The 20,143-nt window shown below is 65.7% G+C and carries 18 protein-coding genes and 1 pseudogene; 12 read left to right on the forward strand and 7 right to left on the reverse strand.

Features of this window, described 5'->3' with window-relative positions; translation table 11 throughout:
- Positions 1-38: 38 nt before the first annotated feature.
- On the reverse strand, positions 39-1,487 hold the full coding sequence (eat, locus tag KSS94_RS03095) for an ethanolamine permease (protein WP_217841601.1): 1,449 nt from the start codon (positions 1,485-1,487) through the stop codon (positions 39-41).
- Positions 1,488-1,686: 199 nt separating this feature from the next.
- Complete coding sequence (gene exaC, locus KSS94_RS03100) at positions 1,687-3,207, reverse strand: acetaldehyde dehydrogenase ExaC (protein ID WP_217841602.1); 1,521 nt, start codon at positions 3,205-3,207, stop codon at positions 1,687-1,689.
- 266 nt (positions 3,208-3,473) lie between these two features.
- On the opposite strand from exaC, the gene KSS94_RS03105 reads away from it, so the two are divergent.
- The 4 genes from KSS94_RS03105 (at position 3,474) to KSS94_RS03120 (ending at position 7,779) form a co-directional block, all read left to right on the forward strand.
- Complete coding sequence (locus KSS94_RS03105; RefSeq protein WP_217841603.1) at positions 3,474-5,453, forward strand: sigma-54-dependent Fis family transcriptional regulator; 1,980 nt, start codon at positions 3,474-3,476, stop codon at positions 5,451-5,453.
- Positions 5,454-5,519: 66 nt separating this feature from the next.
- Complete coding sequence (mpl, locus tag KSS94_RS03110; protein ID WP_217841604.1) at positions 5,520-6,869, forward strand: UDP-N-acetylmuramate:L-alanyl-gamma-D-glutamyl-meso-diaminopimelate ligase; 1,350 nt, start codon at positions 5,520-5,522, stop codon at positions 6,867-6,869.
- Complete coding sequence (gene ubiX, locus KSS94_RS03115) at positions 6,866-7,495, forward strand: flavin prenyltransferase UbiX (RefSeq protein WP_217841605.1); 630 nt, start codon at positions 6,866-6,868, stop codon at positions 7,493-7,495. Before mpl ends, ubiX begins: the two co-directional genes overlap by 4 nt.
- A complete protein-coding gene (locus tag KSS94_RS03120; RefSeq protein WP_217841606.1) occupies positions 7,492-7,779 on the forward strand; it encodes a YceK/YidQ family lipoprotein in 288 nt (95 codons plus the stop codon). The genes ubiX and KSS94_RS03120 overlap by 4 nt, the downstream gene beginning before the upstream one ends.
- A 164-nt stretch (positions 7,780-7,943) precedes the next feature.
- Here the strand turns inward: KSS94_RS03120 and KSS94_RS03125 are convergent, their stop codons facing one another.
- The 3 genes and pseudogenes from KSS94_RS03125 to KSS94_RS03135 all read right to left on the reverse strand — a co-directional run bounded on the left by KSS94_RS03125 (position 7,944) and on the right by KSS94_RS03135 (position 10,927).
- Positions 7,944-8,588: an oxidoreductase gene (locus KSS94_RS03125; RefSeq protein ID WP_217841607.1), complete on the reverse strand. Its 645-nt coding sequence runs from the start codon at positions 8,586-8,588 to the stop codon at positions 7,944-7,946.
- 27 nt (positions 8,589-8,615) lie between these two features.
- Positions 8,616-10,348, reverse strand: a pseudogene (locus KSS94_RS03130) (C13 family peptidase).
- Positions 10,349-10,471: 123 nt separating this feature from the next.
- Complete coding sequence (locus KSS94_RS03135; RefSeq protein ID WP_217841609.1) at positions 10,472-10,927, reverse strand: MaoC family dehydratase; 456 nt, start codon at positions 10,925-10,927, stop codon at positions 10,472-10,474.
- 148 nt (positions 10,928-11,075) lie between these two features.
- Between KSS94_RS03135 and KSS94_RS03140 the strand changes: the two genes are divergently transcribed.
- The 3 genes from KSS94_RS03140 to KSS94_RS03150 are packed head-to-tail and all read left to right on the forward strand — an operon-like array spanning position 11,076 to position 12,751.
- Positions 11,076-11,438: a CidA/LrgA family protein gene (locus KSS94_RS03140; RefSeq protein ID WP_217841610.1), complete on the forward strand. Its 363-nt coding sequence runs from the start codon at positions 11,076-11,078 to the stop codon at positions 11,436-11,438.
- Positions 11,435-12,151, forward strand: a complete 717-nt coding sequence (locus KSS94_RS03145) for an LrgB family protein (RefSeq protein WP_217841611.1) — start codon at positions 11,435-11,437, stop codon at positions 12,149-12,151. The genes KSS94_RS03140 and KSS94_RS03145 overlap by 4 nt, the downstream gene beginning before the upstream one ends.
- A gap of 9 nt (positions 12,152-12,160) precedes the next feature.
- Positions 12,161-12,751, forward strand: coding sequence for an LON peptidase substrate-binding domain-containing protein (locus KSS94_RS03150; protein WP_217841612.1), 591 nt, complete (start codon positions 12,161-12,163; stop codon positions 12,749-12,751).
- 178 nt (positions 12,752-12,929) lie between these two features.
- Here the strand turns inward: KSS94_RS03150 and KSS94_RS03155 are convergent, their stop codons facing one another.
- Both KSS94_RS03155 and KSS94_RS03160 read right to left on the reverse strand, forming a co-directional pair.
- Positions 12,930-14,246 carry a bifunctional DedA family/phosphatase PAP2 family protein gene (locus tag KSS94_RS03155; protein ID WP_217841613.1) on the reverse strand — a complete coding sequence of 439 codons (1,317 nt, stop codon included), beginning with the start codon at positions 14,244-14,246 and terminating at the stop codon, positions 12,930-12,932.
- Positions 14,247-14,249: 3 nt separating this feature from the next.
- Positions 14,250-14,936: a DNA-3-methyladenine glycosylase gene (locus KSS94_RS03160; RefSeq protein ID WP_217841614.1), complete on the reverse strand. Its 687-nt coding sequence runs from the start codon at positions 14,934-14,936 to the stop codon at positions 14,250-14,252.
- A 410-nt stretch (positions 14,937-15,346) separates the two neighbouring features.
- On the opposite strand from KSS94_RS03160, the gene KSS94_RS03165 reads away from it, so the two are divergent.
- The 5 genes from KSS94_RS03165 to mrdA are packed head-to-tail and all read left to right on the forward strand — an operon-like array spanning position 15,347 to position 20,137.
- Entirely contained in the window at positions 15,347-16,618 is a 1,272-nt protein-coding gene (locus KSS94_RS03165) for a glutamate-5-semialdehyde dehydrogenase (protein WP_217841615.1), read from the forward strand.
- Position 16,619: 1 nt separating this feature from the next.
- Positions 16,620-17,279 carry a nicotinate-nucleotide adenylyltransferase gene (gene nadD / locus KSS94_RS03170; RefSeq protein WP_217841616.1) on the forward strand — a complete coding sequence of 220 codons (660 nt, stop codon included), beginning with the start codon at positions 16,620-16,622 and terminating at the stop codon, positions 17,277-17,279.
- 43 nt (positions 17,280-17,322) lie between these two features.
- A complete protein-coding gene (rsfS, locus tag KSS94_RS03175; protein WP_217841617.1) occupies positions 17,323-17,745 on the forward strand; it encodes a ribosome silencing factor in 423 nt (140 codons plus the stop codon).
- A gap of 9 nt (positions 17,746-17,754) precedes the next feature.
- Positions 17,755-18,222, forward strand: a complete 468-nt coding sequence (gene rlmH, locus KSS94_RS03180; protein WP_023631106.1) for a 23S rRNA (pseudouridine(1915)-N(3))-methyltransferase RlmH — start codon at positions 17,755-17,757, stop codon at positions 18,220-18,222.
- A gap of 16 nt (positions 18,223-18,238) precedes the next feature.
- Positions 18,239-20,137 (forward strand): penicillin-binding protein 2, encoded by a 1,899-nt coding sequence (mrdA, locus tag KSS94_RS03185; protein WP_217841618.1) that lies wholly within the window; start codon positions 18,239-18,241, stop codon positions 20,135-20,137.
- The last annotated feature ends 6 nt before the right edge of the window (positions 20,138-20,143 follow it).

Below are 20,143 nucleotides of genomic sequence, written 5' to 3' on the forward strand. Positions count from 1 at the left end.
AGGGCGCCGCAGGGCTGGCCTGCGGCGCAAGTCTGCGATCAGTGCAGGGCCTCTTCGGCCTTCTGGATCGCGGCGAATTCCTCTTCCGGGGTGCCGGCCACCAGGTGATGACGGCTGTAGAAGGCGAAGTAGGCAATCAGCACGCCGTAGATCAGCGCCGCGCCAATCACTACCCGCGGGTCTACCAAAAAGCCCGCCACCACGGCGATGCAGGCCAGCACCAGGGCCACGCCCGAGGTGAACACGCCGCCCGGGGTGCGGTACGGGCGCTCCATCTTCGGCCGGCGGATGCGCAGGGTGATGTGCGCGGCCATCATCAGCACATAGGACAGCGTAGCGCCGAATACCGCCACCAGAATCAGCAGGTCGCCCTGGCCGGTCAGCGACAGGGCAAAACCGATGATGCCGGGGATCACCAGGGCCAGCACCGGAGCCTTGCTCTTGTTGGTTTCGGAGAGCTTGCGCGGCAGGTAGCCGGCGCGCGACAGGGCGAAGATCTGCCGCGAGTAGGCGTAGATGATCGAGAAGAAGCTGGCGATCAGGCCGGCCAGGCCCACCAGGTTGACGAAGCCGCCCATCCAGGTGGAGCCGCCGTAGGCTTTGGACAGCGCCTCGACCAGCGGGTTGCCCGAGGCCTTCAGCGCTTCGGCGCCGGCGCCACCGGGGCCGACCACCAGAATCAGCAGGGCGAAGGCCAGCAACACCAGCATCGCGCCGATCAGGCCGCGGGGCAGGTCGCGCTTGGGGTTCTTGGTTTCTTCGGCGGCCAGCGGCACGCCTTCAACCGCCAGGAAGAACCAGATGGCGTAGGGGATTGCCGCCCACACACCCACGTAGCCGAACGGCAGGAAGCTGCTTGCACCAACGGCGTCGGTCTTGGCGATGTCGAACAGGTTGGCTGCGTCGAAATGGGGCACCATGCCGATCAGGAACACCGCCAGGGCGATGGCGGCGACGGCGGTGATGATGAACATCAGCTTCAGTGCCTCACCCACTCCGAAGATGTGGATGCCGATGAACACGATGTAGAACGCCAGGTAAATCATCCAGCCGCCGATGCCGAACAGCGACTGGCAGTAGGCGCCGATGAACACGGCGATGGCCGCCGGGGCGATGGCGTATTCGATCAGGATCGCGGTACCGGTCAGAAACCCGCCCCAGGGCCCGAAGGCGCTGCGCGCGAAGCCGTAGCCGCCGCCGGCGGTAGGGATCATCGAAGACAGCTCGGCCAGCGAGAAGCACATGCACAGGTACATGGTGGCCATCAGCAGGGTGGCGAGGAACATGCCGCCCCAGCCGCCCTGGGCCAGGCCGAAGTTCCAGCCGGCGTAGTCGCCGGAGATCACGTAGGCCACCCCCAGGCCCACCAGCAGCACCCAGCCTGCGGCGCCTTTTTTCAGTTCACGTTGCTGGAAGTAGTCGGAACCGACCTTTTCAAAATCGACGGAGGAGCTTGCCGGCGCGCCGGCGGAATGATCGCTTGGCATGGATTCACCTGTTTTTTTTCTTGGTGGCCGGAGGAAGACCGGGCCGTGGTGATTGTTTTGCAGGAAGCGAGCCAGAGCGGTTGGGGCACGTGAACCGCTGTGGTTTATGTGTGGCTGTGGCGGCCTCATCGCCGGCAAGCCGGCTCCTACAGGTAGTGCGCAAGGCTCATGTAGGAGCCGGCTTGCCGGCGATAGCGGTTTAGAAGAAGCCCAGCGGGTTGATGTCGTAGCTCACCAGCAGGTTCTTGGTCTGCTGGTAGTGGTCGAGCATCATCTTGTGGGTTTCACGGCCAACGCCGGACTTCTTGTAGCCACCGAACGCGGCATGGGCCGGGTACAGGTGGTAGCAGTTGGTCCACACGCGGCCGGCCTTGATGCCGCGGCCCATGCGGTAGGCGCGGTTGATGTCGCGGGTCCACACCCCGGCGCCCAGGCCGAACTCGGTGTCGTTGGCAATCGCCAGCGCTTCGGCTTCGTCTTTGAACGTGGTGACGCTGACCACCGGGCCGAAGATTTCTTCCTGGAACACGCGCATCTTGTTGTTGCCCTTGAGCAGGGTCGGCTGGATGTAGTAACCCGTGGCCAGCGAGCCTTCGAGCTGCTCCACCTTGCCGCCGGTCAGCAGCTCGGCGCCTTCTTCCTGGGCAATCTTCAGGTACGACTGGATCTTCTCGAACTGCTGCTGCGAGGCCTGGGCGCCGACCATGGTGTCGGTGTCCAGCGGGTCGCCGCGCTTGATCTGCAGCACCTTCTTCATCACCACTTCCATGAACTGCGGGTAGATCGACTCCTGCACCAGTGCCCGCGACGGGCAGGTGCACACCTCGCCCTGGTTGAAGAACGCCAGCACCATGCCTTCGGCGGCCTTGTCGATGAAGCTGGGCTCGGCCTGCATGATGTCTTCGAAGTACACATTCGGCGACTTGCCGCCCAGTTCGACGGTGGACGGGATGATGTTCTCGGCGGCGCACTTCATGATGTGCGAGCCCACCGGGGTGGAGCCGGTGAAGGCGATCTTGGCGATGCGCTTGCTGGTGGCCAGCGCTTCACCGGCCTCGCGGCCATAGCCCTGGACCACGTTGAGCACGCCCTTGGGCAGCAGGTCGCCGATCAGCTCCAGCAGTACGGTAATGCCCAGCGGAGTTTGCTCGGCCGGCTTGAGCACCACGCAGTTGCCGGCAGCCAGGGCCGGGGCGAGCTTCCAGGCGGCCATCAGCAGCGGGAAGTTCCACGGAATGATCTGCCCGACCACGCCCAGCGGCTCGTGAATGTGGTAGGCCACGGTGGTTTCGTTGATTTCTGCGGCGCCGCCTTCCTGGGCGCGAATGCAGCCGGCGAAGTAGCGGAAATGGTCCACCGCCAGCGGAATGTCGGCGTTGAGGGTTTCGCGGATCGGCTTGCCGTTGTCCCAGGTTTCGGTGATGGCCAGCAGTTCAAGGTTCTGCTCGATGCGGTCGGCGATGCGCAGCAGCACGTTGGAGCGCTCCTGCACCGAGGTGCGGCCCCAGGCGTCGGCGGCGGCATGGGCGGCATCCAGGGCCTTGTCGATGTCTTCGGCGGTGGAGCGGGGGAACTCGGCGATCAGCTTGCCGTTGACCGGGGAGGTGTTCTCGAAATACTGCCCCTTCACCGGCGCCACGAACTCACCACCGATGTAGTTGCCGTAGCGGCTCTTGAAGTTGACCTTCGCGCCTTCGGTGCCGGGATGTGCATAACGCATGATGTGTCTCCTGGTCGTTGTGATTGTTGCGGAGTTTCAAAGCGTAGAGCAAAGGTCGGGCCAGCGCCTGGAGGGCCTTGCCAATCAATGACTTGGGTCATTTCATCTGGGGCTTTGGCCCAGTGCTGTACCGCAGGCGGCACAGCCTGGGTGACACTTTGTACCGCTTCTGGCGCAACCGGTGACTCGGTGGTCAGTGCGCCATTGCAAAGCATTGGCGCCTGGAGGATGCTGGCGGCACGTGTCATCTGCGGAGAACAACAAAAATGCAGAGCAACCCGTTCAGCCGCCATGCCCAGCAAGTGCTGACCGTTGCCCACGGCCAGGCCAGCGGGCCGGGCAGCGACCCATCGATTGCCCGGTCCTGGCTGCGCTGCCTGGAGGACTACCACCTCGACCCGGCCCGCGCCCAGGCCCCGGTTGTGCTGGAGCACGGTCGCCTGCTGGAGAGCCGCGAAAGCCTGCGCCAGGTGCTGCAAATTGCCGACCACGAGATGAACAGCCTGCACCAGCAGTTGTCCGGTGCCGGGCATGCGGTGCTGCTCACCGATGCCCGCGGGGTGATCCTCAACTGCGTCACCGCCTCCAGCGAGCGGCGCATCTTCGAGCGCGCCGGCCTGTGGCTGGGCGCCGACTGGAGCGAAGCCCGCGAGGGTACCAACGGCATCGGCACCTGCCTGGTGGAGCGCCAGGCCCTGACCATTCACCAGGACGAGCACTTTCGCGGGCGCCACACCGGCCTGACCTGCTCGGCCAGCCCGGTGTTCGACCCGCATGGCGAGCTGCTGGCGGTGCTCGACGTGTCGTCGGCGCGCCCGGACGTGTCGCGCCAGAGCCAGTTCCACACCATGGCGCTGGTCAATCTGTCGGCGAAAATGATCGAAAGCTGCTACTTCCTGCGCCACTTCGAGCAGCAGTGGCTGCTGCGTTTTCACCTGCAGGCCGAGTCGGTCGGGCTGTTCAGCGAGGGGTTGCTGGCCTTCGATGGCGACGGGCGCATCTGCGCCGCCAACCAGGGCGCGCTGAACCTGCTGGGGACCATCCGCGGCGGGGTGTTGGGCAAGCCGGTGGAGATGTTCTTCGCCTGTAAGCATGACGAATTGTTCAGCCGCGCCACGCCACAAGGCAGCGCGGCCTGGCCGCTGCATACCCGCGATGGGCGCCAAGTGTTCGCCAGCCTGCGCGGCCGGGCGCACACGCCGGTATGGTCGGTGGCCCTGGCGCAACCACAGCGCGAGGTCGAGCTCGGCATCTGCCTGCTCGACCCGGCCTTGCAGCAGGAATTTCGCCGCGCGGTACGGGTGTTCGAGCGTGATGTGCCGTTGCTGCTGCGCGGCGAGACCGGTTGCGGCAAGGAGGCCTTTGCCCAGGCCGTGCACCAGGCCAGCGCCCGCCGGCACAAGCCGTTCGTGGCGATCAACTGCGCGTCGATCCCCGAGAGTCTGATCGAGAGTGAGCTGTTTGGTTACCGCGGCGGCAGTTTTACCGGCGCGCGCAAGGAGGGCATGCGCGGCAAGCTTGTGCAGGCCGACGGCGGTACCTTGCTGCTGGATGAGATCGGCGACATGCCGCTGGCGCTGCAGACCCGCCTGCTGCGGGTGCTGGAAGAGCGCCAGGTGGTGCCCATCGGCGGCGAACCCCAGGCGGTGGACGTGCGCATCGTCAGTGCCACCCACCGCGACTTGTTGGAGCGGGTGGCGCAGGGCAGCTTTCGCGAAGACCTTTATTACCGGCTCAATGGCCTTGAAGTGGCGCTGCCGGCGGTGCGCGAGCGCAGCGACAAGGGGCCGTTGCTGGACTTCCTGCTACGCCAGGAGGCGCAGGGGCAGCCAGTGGCCCTTGACCCGAGTGCCCGCCAGGCGTTGCTGGACTTCGCCTGGCCAGGCAACGTGCGGCAGATGCGCAATGTGCTGCGCACCTTGGTGGCGTTGTGTGATGAAGGCCAGATAGGTTTCGAGGAGCTGCCCGCAGTCATCCGCAGCGCCCCAATCCCTGTAGGAGCGGCCTTGTGCCGCGAAAGGGGTGCGCAGCGCCCCCAGGATCATGACGACACTGCGGAAATCGCCGGGGCTGCTGCGCAGCCCTTTCGCGACACAAGGCCGCTCCTACATGCCGAGCGTGACGTTCTGCTCGCTGTGTTGGAAGCAAAACGCTGGCACCTGACCCAGGTCGCCGAGCACCTGGGCATCAGCCGCAACACCCTGTATCGGAAACTGCGCAAACACGGCATCGCCAGGGCCGGCTAAGCGAAACAGCGGGTGCGATTTCCCTCGCCCTGGGCTACCCTGCCTCGAAGTTTTGCGAGGTCGACCATGCACATTCACATTCTCGGTATCTGCGGCACTTTCATGGGCTCGCTGGCGGTGTTGGCCAAGGAACTTGGCCACCGCGTCACGGGCTCCGACGCCAACGTTTATCCCCCCATGAGCACCCAGCTCGAAGCCCAGGGCATCGAGCTGACCCAGGGCTATGACCCGGCACAACTGGAGCCGGCCCCGGACCTGGTGGTGATCGGCAACGCCATGTCGCGGGGCAACCCTGCGGTGGAGTACGTGCTGAACAAGGGCCTGCCTTATGTGTCCGGCCCGCAGTGGCTGGCCGACCATGTGCTGCAGGGCCGTTGGGTGCTGGCAGTGGCCGGTACCCACGGCAAGACCACCACCAGCAGCATGCTGGCCTGGGTGCTGGAGCACGCCGGCATGAGCCCGGGCTTCTTGATCGGCGGCGTGCCGCAGAACTTCTCGGTATCCGCCCGCCTGGGCGATACGCCGTTCTTCGTGGTCGAGGCCGACGAATACGACAGCGCCTTCTTCGACAAGCGCTCCAAGTTCGTCCACTACCACCCGCGCACCGCGATCCTCAACAACCTTGAGTTCGACCACGCCGACATCTTCCCCGACCTTGCGTCCATCGAGCGGCAGTTCCACCACCTGGTGCGCACCATCCCCAGCGAAGGCCTGGTTATCCACCCAACCACCGAACCTGCGCTGGAGCGGGTCATCGGCATGGGCTGCTGGACCCCGGTGCAAACCACCGGCACTGGTGGCCAGTGGCAGGCGCGCCTGCTCAGCCCCGACGGTTCGCGCTTCGAGGTACTGTTCGAAGATGTTGCCCAAGGCGTGGTGGACTGGGCCCTGACCGGCCAGCACAACGTTGCCAACGCCCTGGCCACCCTGGCCGCCGCGCGCCACGTCGGCGTGGTGCCGGCCATGGCGATCGATGGCCTGAGCGCGTTCAAGAGCGTCAAACGGCGCATGGAGAAGGTCGCCGAAGTACAGGGCGTGACCATCTATGACGACTTCGCCCACCACCCGACCGCCATTGCCACCACCCTCGACGGCCTGCGCAAGCGCGTCGGCGAGGCGCCGGTGATTGCCGTCATCGAACCGCGCTCCAACTCCATGAAGCTCGGCGCGCACCGTGACGGCCTGCCAGAAAGCGTCAACGACGCCGACCAGGTAATCTGGTACGCACCGCCCAACCTGGGTTGGGACCTGGCCGGCACGGCGGCCGAGTGCAAGGTGCCGAGCGTGGTTGCCGACAGCCTCGAGGCGATCATCGAGCGCATCAAGGGCCAGGCGCGCCCGGGCACCCATGTGGTGATCATGAGCAACGGCGGTTTCGGCGGCCTGCACGGCAAGCTGGCCGAGGCGCTCAAGTGAGCGGCCCGGAACGCATCACCCTGGCCATGACTGGCGCCTCTGGTGCGCAGTATGGCCTGCGTCTGCTGGACTGCCTGGTGCGCGAGGACCGCGAGGTGCATTTTCTCATCTCCAAGGCCGCGCAACTGGTGATGGCCACCGAGACCGATGTGGTGCTGCCGGCCAAGCCCCAGGCGATGCAGGCGTTTCTGACCGAATACACCGGCGCTGCCGACGGGCAGATCCGCGTGTACGGTAAGGAAGACTGGATGTCGCCGGTAGCCTCGGGCTCCGGCGCGCCGGCGGCGATGGTGGTGGTGCCGTGCTCCACCGGCACGCTGTCGGCCATTGCCACCGGTGCCTGCAACAACCTGATCGAACGTGCCGCCGACGTCACCCTTAAAGAGCGTCGCCAGCTGATTCTGGTGCCGCGCGAGGCGCCGCTGTCGACCATTCACCTGGAGAACATGCTCAAGCTTTCGCAGATGGGCGCGGTGATACTGCCGGCGGCGCCGGGGTTCTATCACCAGCCGCAGACCATCGATGACCTGGTTGACTTCGTGGTGGCGCGCATTCTCAACCTGCTGAACATCCCGCAGGACATGCTGCCGCGCTGGGGCGAGCATCACTACGGGGTCGACGATTGAAACGGCTGCTGGTGGGGCTGCTGGTGCTGGGTGCGCTGGGTGGCTGCGCCACGGTGCGCACGCTGGATGCGAACAAGCCCGGGGCACCGGTGGTGTATGCCGGTACGCGCCTGGATTTGTACGTGATGAACGGTGGGTGCTGCCCGCTGGATCGCTTTGGCGCCGAGGCGCCGGCGTATCCGCGGCTGGATCTGCCGGGGAGTGCGTTGCTGGATACGCTGCTTTTGCCGTTGTCGCTGCTGACGGCGGCGGGGGTGGGGTTTAACGCGACCGGTGGGTTGTAGGCGAGATAAGCCGCTTGCTCAGTACCCTGTAGGAGCGGCCTTGTGCCGCGAAAGGGCTGCGCAGCAGCCCCGAGATCTATGCATCATGCAAGACTGCCGGGGCTGCTACGCAGCCCTTTCGCGGCACAAGGCCGCTCCTACAGGGATCGTGCTGTAGGGAAGGGTTACTTCTTGCCCAGCCGGCGCAACTCATCCGACTCGACCACCCGCACCCCGTCTTCCTCCTCCAGCGCCAGGCGCCACAGCGCCCGGGCCAGGGTGCAGGCCTCGATGCCGCGGTACTTGCCGGGGATCAGCTTGGCGAACGGTGACGCCAGCTGTTCACTCAAACGCGGCTCCATGCGCTCGCCCAGCAACAGCGACGGCCGCACGATGGTCAGTTGCGGCCAGTCCTGATCCTTCAGCGCCTGCTCCATCTCGCCCTTGACCCGGTTGTAGAAGATCGACGATTTGGGGTCGGCGCCCAGGGCGCTGACCACCAGCAAGTGCCGTGCGCCCATCTCGCGGGCGCGCTTGCTGAAAGCCACCACCATGTCCAGGTCGACAGCGCGGAACGCCGATTCCGAGCCCGCCTGCTTGAGCGTGGTGCCCAGGCAGCAGAAGGCGATATCCACCCGGCCAGCCAGTTGCGGGAGAAACACGGCCGGGTCGCCCACCGGGTTTTCCAGGTGCGGGTGCTCGGCCAGCGGCCGACGGGTCGGCGCCAGTACGCGGCTGATGGTGGGTTCGTTGAGCAAGCGGTCGAGCAGGTGTTCACCCGTCAGACCCGTGGCACCGGCAAGCAGGACATGCTGAGGCGTCAAATACATGATGTCTCTCCCTTGTTACATCACAGCTTAGTGGGCGCCTGGGGTTTTTGCCTGGCCCCCGCTGCGGGTTGCGCGTCATTGCGCAAGGCTGTTTCGGCCTGTTGCTGGCGCAGCCGCTGCCAGTGTGCAAGCACCGGCGTCGGCGCCCAGATTTGCGGCTCGGAAGCCTCGAAACCTTCCCTGCGTTCCCTTTCGGCAACGCTGTCGCGCGCCAGTTCAAACGCCTGCTTGAGGTCATCGGTCTGGTTCAGCGCCTGGGCGAACAGGGCGTCGCCGAAATAAGTGAAGTCGGCTTCTTCGGAGCAGCCGAACGACACCCGGTCGGGGCGCGCGGCGGTCATGATCAGGGTGCGGTCATCCTTCAGCGGGGCGATATAACCACCGGAATAACAGGCCGAGATGACGATGACCTTGTCGCGCTCCTTGAGCGGGGCCAGGGCGCTGGCCAACTCGTCGGCGGACAGGTCGGCCAGTTGCAGGCGCGGCTGGTCGAGCACCAGCTGGTGGTCCTGGCTGCCGTGGCTGGTCAGGTAGATGAACACCAGGTCTTCAGGGCCGCTGCGCTCGGCGATCACCTGGGCGGCGCGGGTCAGGTTCTCGCGGGTGGCCATGGGGCGGGTAGCCATGTGGTCGCGGTGGTTGACCAGGGTGACCTGGCCGTGGGCGCCAAAGCGTACCTTGAGCATGTTGCTGACGTAGTCGGCTTCGCGCATGAACACGCTCTGCTGGCCGTCACCGGCCACCACCAGGCTGTACAACTGCACCGGTGGTATCGAGCGCGGCACCTTGGCCAGGGCATTGTCGAGCAGCTTGCCCTGCTTGAGCAGGGCAAGGTCCAGCGGGTCGGGCAGGGCCTTGCCCTGGTCGTTGCGCACTCGCACGCCATTGACCCAGTAACCGCTTTCGACCCGGCCATTGGCCAGGGTCAGGCGGCCGCTGCCCTGGTAGGCGTCGTCGGCGAAGCTGCCGCTGTACTCGCTGCCGTCGGCCAGTTGCAGGGTGCCCTTGCCGTTGAAGCGCCAGTCGCGAAAGCCGCCCTTGTAGTGGCTGCCGTCGCTGCCCAGCAGCTCGCCTTCGCCGCTCAGCGAGCCGTCCTTGAAGTCGCCGATCCATACATCGCCGTCGACGTTTTCGTAGCGGCCGCGGCCCTCGAGGCGGTTATCCTTGAATTCACCGATGTACTGCTCGCCATCGGCGCTGTCGTAGGTGCCGGCGCCCTGCAGGTGGCCGTCGATGAAATGGCCGCCGAACTGGTTGCCGGCGGCGTCGCTGCGCACACCGGCACCGTTGGGCTTGCCCTTGGCGAACAGGCCCTGGTAGCGGCTGCCGTCGGCCATTTCCAGCAGGCCGGCGCCATCGTACTGGTCGTCCTTGAACTGGCCGCGGTAGGTCTGGTCGTGCTGCTTGAGGGTGCCTTCGCCGTCGCGCCGGCCGTGCTTGAAGGTGCCGGCGTAGTGGCTGCCCGGGGTACTCAGGTCGCCCAGGCCCTCGAACAGGCCTTGGTTGAACTGGCCGCGGTAGACCTCGCCGTTGCTGCCGTGCCATTCACCCTGGCCGTGCCACTGGCCATCCTTGAACGCGCCGGCGTACCAACTGCCGTTGGGGTAGTCGATGCGCCCTTCACCCTGCAGCAGGCCATTGACCACCTGGCCCCGGTAGCGGCCGCCATCGGGCAGGCGCGCGTCGGGCGGCGACAAGGGTTCGCCCTCGCCACAAGCGGCGAGCAGCAGTGCTAGGGTCAGGGGGAGCAGTGGGCGCATGGCGGGGTCCGGGCGAAACGATGCGCCGAGTATGCCGCACAATGATGGAGCTGGTGAATTGCGCTGCAGTATTGTCGGCAAGCCAGCCCCCGCAGGAGCCGGCTTGCCGGCGATGAGGCCCGGTCAGACGAAGCAGAGCGACAGGGGTTCGGCGATATAGGCCGGTTTTTCCTCGCCTTCGATCTCAAGCGTGGCCGTGGCCTTGAGCAGCCATTGCCCGGGCTTCTTCTCGGTCACCTCGGCCAGCTCAAGCTTCAGGCGCACCTTGCTGTCGACCTTTACCGGCTGGATGAAGCGCACGCTGTCCAGCCCGTAGTTGACCACCATCTTCAGCCCCTCGGGCAGCACGATGATGTCCTCCATCAGCTTGGGCAGCAGCGACAAGGTGAGAAAACCATGGGCGATGGTGGTGCCGAACGGGGTCTTGGCTGCTTTCACCGGGTCGACATGGATGAACTGAAAATCGCCGGTGGCTTCGGCGAACAGGTTGATGCGGTCTTGGTCGATCTTCAGCCAGTCGGAACGTCCCAACTCCTTGCCAACGTATTGCGCAAGCTCTGTAACCGGTACATAGGGCATCGCGACTCTCCAGGTTGTCACTTGGTACGAAGGTGCAAGATCAGCACGGCGGACCGTTTCAGTCAAGTTGACCGCTTTTCGGCGAATATCGCCTTATAGGCACTTGCTTAGCGTGCTTATAATGGCCGCCTGCTTTCAGGAGGTCCGTATGCTGTTGCGTGGTTTGACCTGGCTGGTGCTGTTCCAGCTGCTGGGGACGGCGATAAATCACCTGTTCCTGCACATCCTGCCCGGGCCGATCATCGGCCTGCTGTTGTTGTTGGCCTACCTGATGCTCCGCGGCGAGGTGGGCAAGCCGCTCAACGAGGCGGCCGGCAGCCTGCTGCGCTACCTGCCTTTGCTGCTGGTGCCGCCGGCGGTGGGGGTGATGGTGTATGCCAAGGACATTGCCGCGGACTTCTGGGCCATCGTCGGGGCCTTGGTGCTTTCCTGCCTGGCCACCCTGGTGCTGGTCGGCGTGCTGATGCAAAAGCTCATCCAGCGCCAGGGCAAGCGTGAGGAGCAGCCATGAACCTCGACTGGCACGGCGCCCTCGAGGCGCTCATCCACCACCCGCTGTTTGGCATCGGCATCACCCTGGCGGCCTACCAGTTGGTGCTGGCGGCTTATGAGAAAACCCGCTGGATCTTCCTGCAGCCGGTGCTGGTATCGATGCTGCTGGTGATCGGCGTGCTGCTGGTATGTGGCATCGACTATGCCGAGTACCGCAAGAGCACCGAAATCATGAACATCCTGCTGGGCCCGGCCACGGTGGCCCTGGCGGTGCCGCTGTACCTGAACCTGCGGCGCATTCGCCAGCTGTTCTGGCCGACCTTTACTACGCTGGTAGTCGGAGGCCTGTTCGCCACCGTGGCCGGTGTAGGGCTGGCCTGGTGGTTCGGTGCCGAACACATGATTCTGATGACCATGGCGCCGAAATCGGTCACCTCGCCGATTGCCATGCTGGTGGCCGAGCAGATTGGCGGCGTGGCGGCCCTGGCGGCGGTGTTCGTGTTGATCACCGGGGTCATCGGGGCGATCTTCGGCCCGGCGCTGCTCAACCGCCTGGGGGTGTTCAGCCCCGAGGCCCGGGGCATGGCGCTTGGGGTAAGTGCCCACGCGGTGGGCACCTCGGTGGCCTTGCAGGAAAGTGACGAATGCGGCGCTTTCGCCGCGCTGGCAATGAGCTTGATGGGCGTGGCCACGGCGGTGTTCCTGCCGCTGGCGGTCAGCCTGGTGGCCTGAGGACTGCACATGACGCTACCGCTGTTTCCCCTGAATACTGTGCTGTTTCCCGGTTGTCTGCTCGATTTGCAGATTTTCGAGGCGCGCTACCTGGACATGATTGGCCGCTGCATGAAGCAGGGCGAAGGTTTTGGTGTGGTATGCATTCTCGAGGGCGAGCAGGTGGGCAAGGCGCCGCCGGCGGTGGCCTCGGTCGGTTGCGAGGCGCTGATCCGCGATTTCGTGCAGCAGGACAACGGCTTGCTGGGTATTCGCGTCGAGGGTGTGCGGCGTTTTCGCGTGGCGCAGACCGAGGTGCGCAAGGATCAGTTGCTGGTGGGCGAGGTGCAGTGGTTACCGGAAACCGCCGACAGCCCGCTGGTAGAACAGGACGACGACCTGCTGGCGCTGCTGTTGGCGCTGGGTGAGCACCCGATGGTCGAGGCGCTGGACATGCCGCGCGATGTGGATGGCCGGCAGTCGCTGGCCAACCAGCTGGCCTACCTGTTGCCGTTCATGGAAGAGGACAAGCTCGACCTGCTGGCGATGGACTCGCCGCAGGTGCGGCTGGAGGCCATCCAGACTTTGCTGGAGCGGATTCAGGGCGAGCTGTTTGCCTGAGCCGAAGGTTGATTCGGCCCCTGTAGGAGCGGCCTTGTGTCGCGAATGGGGCGCGAAGCGGCCCCGGGATCTCGACCTCATGCAAAATTGCCGGGGCTGCTACGCAGCCCTTTCCGACCGGTCCGGCGCCCCGGCAAGGCCGCTCCTACAGGGGTTGGTGATACCTGAGGGCAGCCACTCAATACTGGTAGCGCAACAACGCCTGCGGCAACGCATGCAGCATGAAGAACGCCAGCAGCGCCATGCACGCCGGCAGCACCAGCCACCACACCCGTTGCGACAGCGCCGTCAGCGGCTGGCGGTGTTGCACAAGGGTCAGGCTCAGCGCGCACACGCAGCAGGCCAGCAGTGCCCCGGCCAGGATGTCGGTCGGCCAGTGCGCCCCCAGGTACACCCGCGACAAGGCGATGGCCAGTGCCGGGATGCAACCCAGCATCACCCAGGTCAGGCGCATGCGCGGCGGCTGGCTGCGCCCGGCCAGCACCGCCAGCACCAGAAAGAACGCGAACGACGCCGAGCTATGGCCGCTGGGCATGCTGTAGCTGGTCAGCGGATCGCTCAGTACCTCTGGCCGGGCGCGGGCAAACAGCCACTTCAGGGTGCCGTTGGCGATCGCCGTACCCATCAGCGCGGCGCCTGCGAACACCGCGTGGCGCCACTGCCGGGCCAGCAACAGCAGGCCGGTGAGCAGGCCGCCGAGGAAGAACTGGGTACGGAAGTCGCCCAGGCGGGTGACCATCACCAGTATGCCGTCCAGGGCCTGGCTGCGGTGCTCCTGTACCAGGGCCATCACGCCTTGGTCGAACGCGTTCAGATACGGCCAGCCGATGAACAAGGCAGCCACCGCCAGGCCGCTCAGGGCGGCGATCAGCCGGGTGCCATTGCGCTGGTCGCGAATGCTGTAGCTCAGGCTCAGGCCGATCAGTACCGCGAGGGTGCCGACTACCGCGCCGGCCTGTGGCCAGAAGCCTTCGGGCAGCGGCAGGCGCATGGCCGCGCCGGTGGCCCAGCCGGGCAGCAGGTAGGCCACCGACCAGCCGGCGCCGGCCACCAGGCTGACCGCGATGAAGCGCGGCAGGGGCATGTCGAACATGCCGGCAACCATCGGCAGCATCGGCCGCAGCGGGCCGATGAAACGCCCTACCAGCAGGCTGGCGATGCCGTAGCGCTGGAAGTACGCCTCGGCGCTGCCGATCCACTCGGGGTGGCTGCGCAGCAATGGCAGGCGGCGGATGTTCTGGTGGAAATACTTGCCGATGGTGTAGGAGATAGCGTCACCCAACAGGCCGCCGAGAAACCCCAGCAGCAGGGTTTCGCCCAGGCTGAAGGCGCCGCTGCCGGCCAGCACGGCCACGGCGAACAGCAGTACGGTGCCGGGCACGATGATGCCGGCGATGGCCAGGCATTCCACGCAGGCGACCAGGAAGATCGCCAGGCCCAGCCACTGGGGGTTGGCGCCTAGCCAGGCGGTCAGGCTGTCGAGCCATTGGCCCATGGGTCAGTTTCCTTGTTCCAGAATGAAGAAGTCGCGGCCTTCGACCTGCCCGCGGCGCAATGGGTTGCGGGTGCAGAAGCGCGCATAGTCGGCATCGACGAAGCGGTACGGCAGGTGCTCGTCGCGGCCATGGGGAATGCCCAGCCGCGCCGCCTGGATCACCCGTGGCACTTGAATGGCGCAGTCCTCGACGTACAGGCGCTCGGGGTCGAAGCGTTGCGCGTCCCAGTGCGGCACCTTCAGGCCCATTGCCCGGCACAGCAGGGTCTGGCCGTTGCACAGACGCTCGGGCGGGCGCAGTGTGCCGCTGGCGTCGGGGTTGTTCAGCTGCATCTGCGCCAGGCTGTTTTCGTCGCTCAAGGCGTCGGTGAAGGGGTAGGCCGACTTGATCAGCACCGCGTTGCCCGGGCCCTGGGCGCTGAAGTTCAGCGAGTCGCCGCCGCGGGCGTAGTACATGTAGATATGCCCGCCGTCGAGGAACAGCGCCTTGCGTTTTTCGGTGTAGCCGAGCGAGGCGTGGCTGCCCTTGTCGGTGAGGTAGTAGGCCTCGGTTTCGATGATGCGGGCCGCCAGCCACAGGTTGCCGTGGCGGTGGCGGATCACCTTGCCCAGCAGGTCGCGGGCGAGGGTCTGCGCATCGCGGTCGAAGAAGCTGTCGGGCAGGGCGCGGGCGGGGCAGGGGGCTGGCATGCGGGGGCTTCGTGGCGGAAAGGGGCAGATGATAGCAATGAATGGCTTAATCGAGGCTGAATCGGGTGTGGGTTGGCCCGGTGATCTGACATTCTCCACTGCCTTGCACCGCCCGTCCCGGCCTCATCGCCGGCAAGCCGGCTCCTACAGGTACAGTGCAGGCTTGAAGGCTATACGCCCCCTGTAGGAGCTGGCTTGCCGGCGATGAGGTCAGTACAGGCAATACCAGACAGTTGCTCCCCCAAGAAGCCCCAGTCGCGTGGATGTCCAGGATATTTCCGATACGGGTAGTTACATCTTTCCTACGCATTACTTCCAGCCATTTTCTACCATCCGCCACCCGCCGCTGGGCGTACCGGGGCGCGCCAGTTATAATCAGCCGATTTCCCCTTTGCCAAGACACCGAGCCCATGACCGAGTCCGTTCTTGACTACATGACCCGCCTGGGTCGCGCCGCCCGCGAGGCCTCGCGCGTGATCGGGCGTGCCAGCACCGCGCAGAAGAACCGCGCCCTGCAGGCTGCTGCCGACGCGCTGGACGCCGCCCGCGACGCGCTCACCGCAGCCAACGAACAGGACCTGGCCAACGGCCGCAAGAACGGCCTGGAGCCGGCGCTGCTCGACCGTCTGGCACTCACCCCGGCGCGTATCGACGGCATGATCACCGGCCTGCGCCAGGTGGCCAGCTTGCCGGACCCAGTCGGCGCCATCCGCGACATGAGCTACCGCCCGTCGGGCATCCAGGTTGGCAAGATGCGTGTGCCACTGGGCGTTATCGGCATCATCTACGAGTCGCGCCCGAACGTGACCATCGATGCTGCCAGCCTGTGCCTGAAGTCGGGCAACGCCACCATCCTGCGTGGCGGCTCCGAAGCCATCCACTCCAACCGCGCCATTGCCACCTGCATCCAGCGTGGCCTGGCCGAGGCCGGCCTGCCGCCGGCGGTGGTGCAGGTGGTCGAGACCACCGACCGTGAAGCGGTCGGTGCGCTGATCAGCATGCCCGAGTTCGTCGACGTGATCGTCCCCCGTGGCGGCCGGGGCCTGATCGAGCGCATCAGCCGCGACGCGCGGGTGCCGGTGATCAAGCACCTGGACGGCATCTGCCACGTGTTCGTCGACCAGCACGCCGACCTCGACAAGGCCTGGCGCGTGGCATTCAACGCCAAGACCTACCGCTACGGCATTTGTGGCGCCATGGAAACCCTGCTGGTGGATGCGCACGTGGCCGAGGGCTTCCTGCCGGAAATGGCCCGCCGCTTCGTCGAGAAGGGCGTCGAGCTGCGCGGCTGCGAGCGCACCCGGGCGATCATCGACGCCAAGCCTGCCAGCGAAGACGACTGGCACACCGAATACCTCGACGCCATCCTGTCGGTTCGCGTGGTCGACGGCCTGGACCAGGCCATCGAGCACATCAACCACTACGGCTCGCACCACACCGACTCGATCATCACCGAGCACCAGGGCCAGGCCCGGCGCTTCATGGCCGAGGTCGACTCGGCGTCGGTCATGCTCAACACCCCGACCTGCTTCGCCGACGGCTTCGAGTATGGCCTGGGCGCAGAGATCGGCATCTCCACCGACAAGCTGCACGCCCGCGGCCCGGTGGGCCTCGAAGGCCTGACCTGCGAGAAGTACGTGGTGATCGGCGACGGCCAGCTGCGCGGCCAGGAGTCCTGCTGAGTTGAGCAAGGCTGCGGCAGTCCGGCGCATCGGCATTCTTGGCGGAACCTTCGACCCGGTGCATATCGGCCACCTGCGCAGCGCGCTGGAAGTGGCCGAGTTCATGCGCCTGGACGAACTGCGCCTGCTGCCCAACGCCCGCCCGCCACACCGCGACACCCCGCAGGTGGCGCCCGAGGATCGGCTGGCCATGGTGCGCAGTGCGGTCGAGGGGGTGGCTTGCCTGAGCGTCGATGCCCGCGAGCTGGCCCGAGACAAGCCGTCGTACACCATCGACACGCTGGAGTCGGTGCGCTTCGAGCTGAACCCCCACGACCAGCTGTACCTGGTGCTGGGCTGGGATGCCTTTTGCGGTTTGCCCAGCTGGCACCGCTGGGAAGAATTGCTGCAACACTGTCACATCCTGGTGCTGCAACGCCCGGATGCCGACGTAGAACCCCCTGACGAGCTGCGCAATTTGCTGGCAGCCCGTTCACAGAGCGATCCCACCGCCATGTCCGGCCCGGCGGGGCACATTTCGTTCGTCTGGCAGACCCCGCTTGCGGTGTCCGCCACGCAGATCCGACAGCTGCTGGCCAGTGGCAAGTCGGTTCGGTATCTGGTGCCGGACGCAGTACTGGCCTACATCGAGGCGCACGGCCTGTACCGTGCGTCCAACTGACGGCGCTGTTCGCGCCTCAATCAATGAGTTGAACGAGTTTTATATGACCAAGCAGAAAATCAATGGCGAAGAACTGGTCGAGCTGGCCAAGGCCGCGCTGGAAGACGTCAAGGCCCAGGACATCCAGGTCATCGACGTGCGCGACAAGCACAGCCTGACCGACTACATGATCATTGCCACCGGTACCTCCAACCGCCAGATCAACGCGATGCTGGAAAAGGTCCGCGAAGTCGTCAAGGCCAAGGGCGCGCAGCCCCTGGGCGAAGAAGGCAAGGGCGACAGCGACTGGGTGCTGCTGGACCTGAACGACGTCATCGTGCACATGATGACCGCCGCGGCCCGCCAGTTCTACGACCTGGAGCGCCTGTGGCTGGGTGCCGAGCAGAGCCGTGCCGCTGATGCCAAGCACCACAGCCCGGAAAACGCCAGCGACTACTTCACCGACAAGCTCAAAGACCGGGAATAAGGAAGCGTCGTGCGCCTGCGCCTGATCGCAGTCGGCTCGCGCATGCCCAAGTGGGTCGAGGAAGGCTGGCATGAGTATGCCAAGCGCCTGCCCCCTGAGCTTGCGCTGGAGCTGGTGGAAATCCCGCTGAACACCCGTGGCAAGAATGCCGATGTCGCCCGCCTGATCCGTCAGGAGGGCGAGGCGATGCTGAGCAAGGTGCAGCCCGGGGAACGCATCGTCACCCTCGAGGTCCATGGCAAGCCCTGGAGCACCGAGCAACTGGCGGGCGAGCTGGACCGTTGGCGCCTGGACGCGCGTACGGTCAACCTGATGGTGGGCGGCCCGGAAGGGCTGGCGCCGGAGGTCTGTGCGCGCAGCGAACAGCGTTGGTCGCTGTCGCCGCTGACCTTGCCGCACCCGTTGGTACGGATACTGATCGGCGAGCAGATCTACCGCGCCTGGACCGTGTTGTCCGGGCACCCCTACCACAAATGAACCTGTAAGCCCGCCGATGCCGCAGCAGATCCCCCTCAAGGACCACGAGAAAGACGCCCGCCTGGTGCGTAACCGCGTCGTCGTGGGCGCGGTGGCGATCATGCTGCTGATCTGTGTGCTGATTGCGCGGCTGTATTTCCTCCAGGTCATCCAGTACGACTATCACTCGACGCTGTCGGAGAACAACCGGGTGCATGTGCAGCCGATTCCGCCGACCCGCGGGCTGATCTTCGACCGCAACGGGGTGATCGTCGCCGACAACCGGCCCAGCTTCAGCCTGGTGATGACCCGCGAGCGGGCCGGCAACCCCGGCAAGTGGCAGGAAGTGCTGGACGTGATCGTCGAGGTGCTGGAACTGACCCCCGACGACCGCGCGCTGTTCGAAAAACGCATGAAGCAGGGGCGCCGGCCGTTCGAGCCGGTGCCGATCCTGTTCGAGCTCAACGAAGAACAGATCGCCCGCATCGCCGTGAACCAGTTCCGCCTGCCGGGCGTCGAGGTGGCTGCGCAGTTGGTGCGCCACTACCCGCAGGGTGCGCACTTCGCCCACTCGGTGGGCTATGTGGGGCGGATCAACGAAAAAGAGCTGAAGACACTGGACCCGGTGAACTACAGCGGCACCCACCATATCGGCAAGACCGGCATCGAGCGCTTCTACGAGGACGACCTGCACGGCCAGGTGGGCTACGAAGAGGTCGAGACCAACGCCCGCGGGCGGGTGCTGCGGGTGCTCAAGCGCACCGACCCCAAGCCCGGCAAAGACATTGTGCTGAGCCTCGACATCAAGCTGCAGGAGGCTGCCGAGCAGGCCCTGGGCGGGCGGCGTGGCGCCATCGTGGCGCTGGACCCGCGCACCGGCGAGGTGCTGGCGATGGTCAGCCAACCAAGCTTCGACCCTAACCTGTTCGTCACCGGCATCGGTTTCAAGGCCTATGCCGAGCTGCGCGACTCGATCGACCGCCCGCTGTTCAACCGCGTGCTGCGCGGCCTCTACCCGCCCGGCTCGACCATCAAGCCGGCGGTGGCCATTGCCGGCCTGGACAGCGGCGTGGTCAATGCCAGCAGCCGGGTGTTCGACCCCGGCTACTATCAGCTGCCCAACTACGACCACAAGTACCGTAACTGGAACCGCAGCGGTGACGGCTGGGTCGACCTGGACCTGGCGATCATGCGGTCCAACGACACCTACTTCTACGACTTGGCGCACAAGATGGGCATCGACCGGCTGTCGAGCTACATGAACCGCTTCGGCCTGGGGCAAAAAGTGGCGCTGGACATGTTCGAGGAGTCCGCAGGCCTGATGCCGACCCGCGAATGGAAGCGTGCCACCCGCCGCCAGGCCTGGTTCCCGGGCGAAACGCTGATCCTCGGCATCGGCCAGGGCTACATGCAGGCCACCCCGTTGCAAATGGCCCAGGCCACCGCGTTGATCGCCAGCAAAGGCAAGTGGATGCGCCCGCACCTGGCCAAGACCATCGAGGGCCAGCCCCCGGTGGACGAAAACCCCATCGATGACATCGTGCTGCGTGACCCGTCCGACTGGAACAAGGTCACCCATGGCATGGAGCAGGTGATGCACAACGCCCGCGGCACCGCGCGGGCCGCCGCCGCCGGTGCGCAGTACCGCATTGCCGGCAAGAGCGGTACCGCCCAGGTGGTGGCCATCAAGCAGGGCGAGAAGTACGACCGCAACAAGGTCCAGGAACGTCACCGCGACCATGCCCTGTTCGTCGGCTTTGCGCCTGCCGAGGCCCCCAGGATCGTGATCTCGGTGATGATCGAAAACGGCGAGGCGGGTGGCCGTGTCGCTGCCCCCGTGATGCGTCAGGTCATGGATGCCTGGCTGCTCGACGAGAACGGCCTGCTCAAGGCAGAGCCCGGCACCGCCACAGTCGCTCAGGAAACGGCCCCGTGAAGAACA

The organism is Pseudomonas fakonensis (assembly GCF_019139895.1).
GTDB classification, from domain to species: Bacteria; Pseudomonadota; Gammaproteobacteria; order Pseudomonadales; family Pseudomonadaceae; genus Aquipseudomonas; species Aquipseudomonas fakonensis.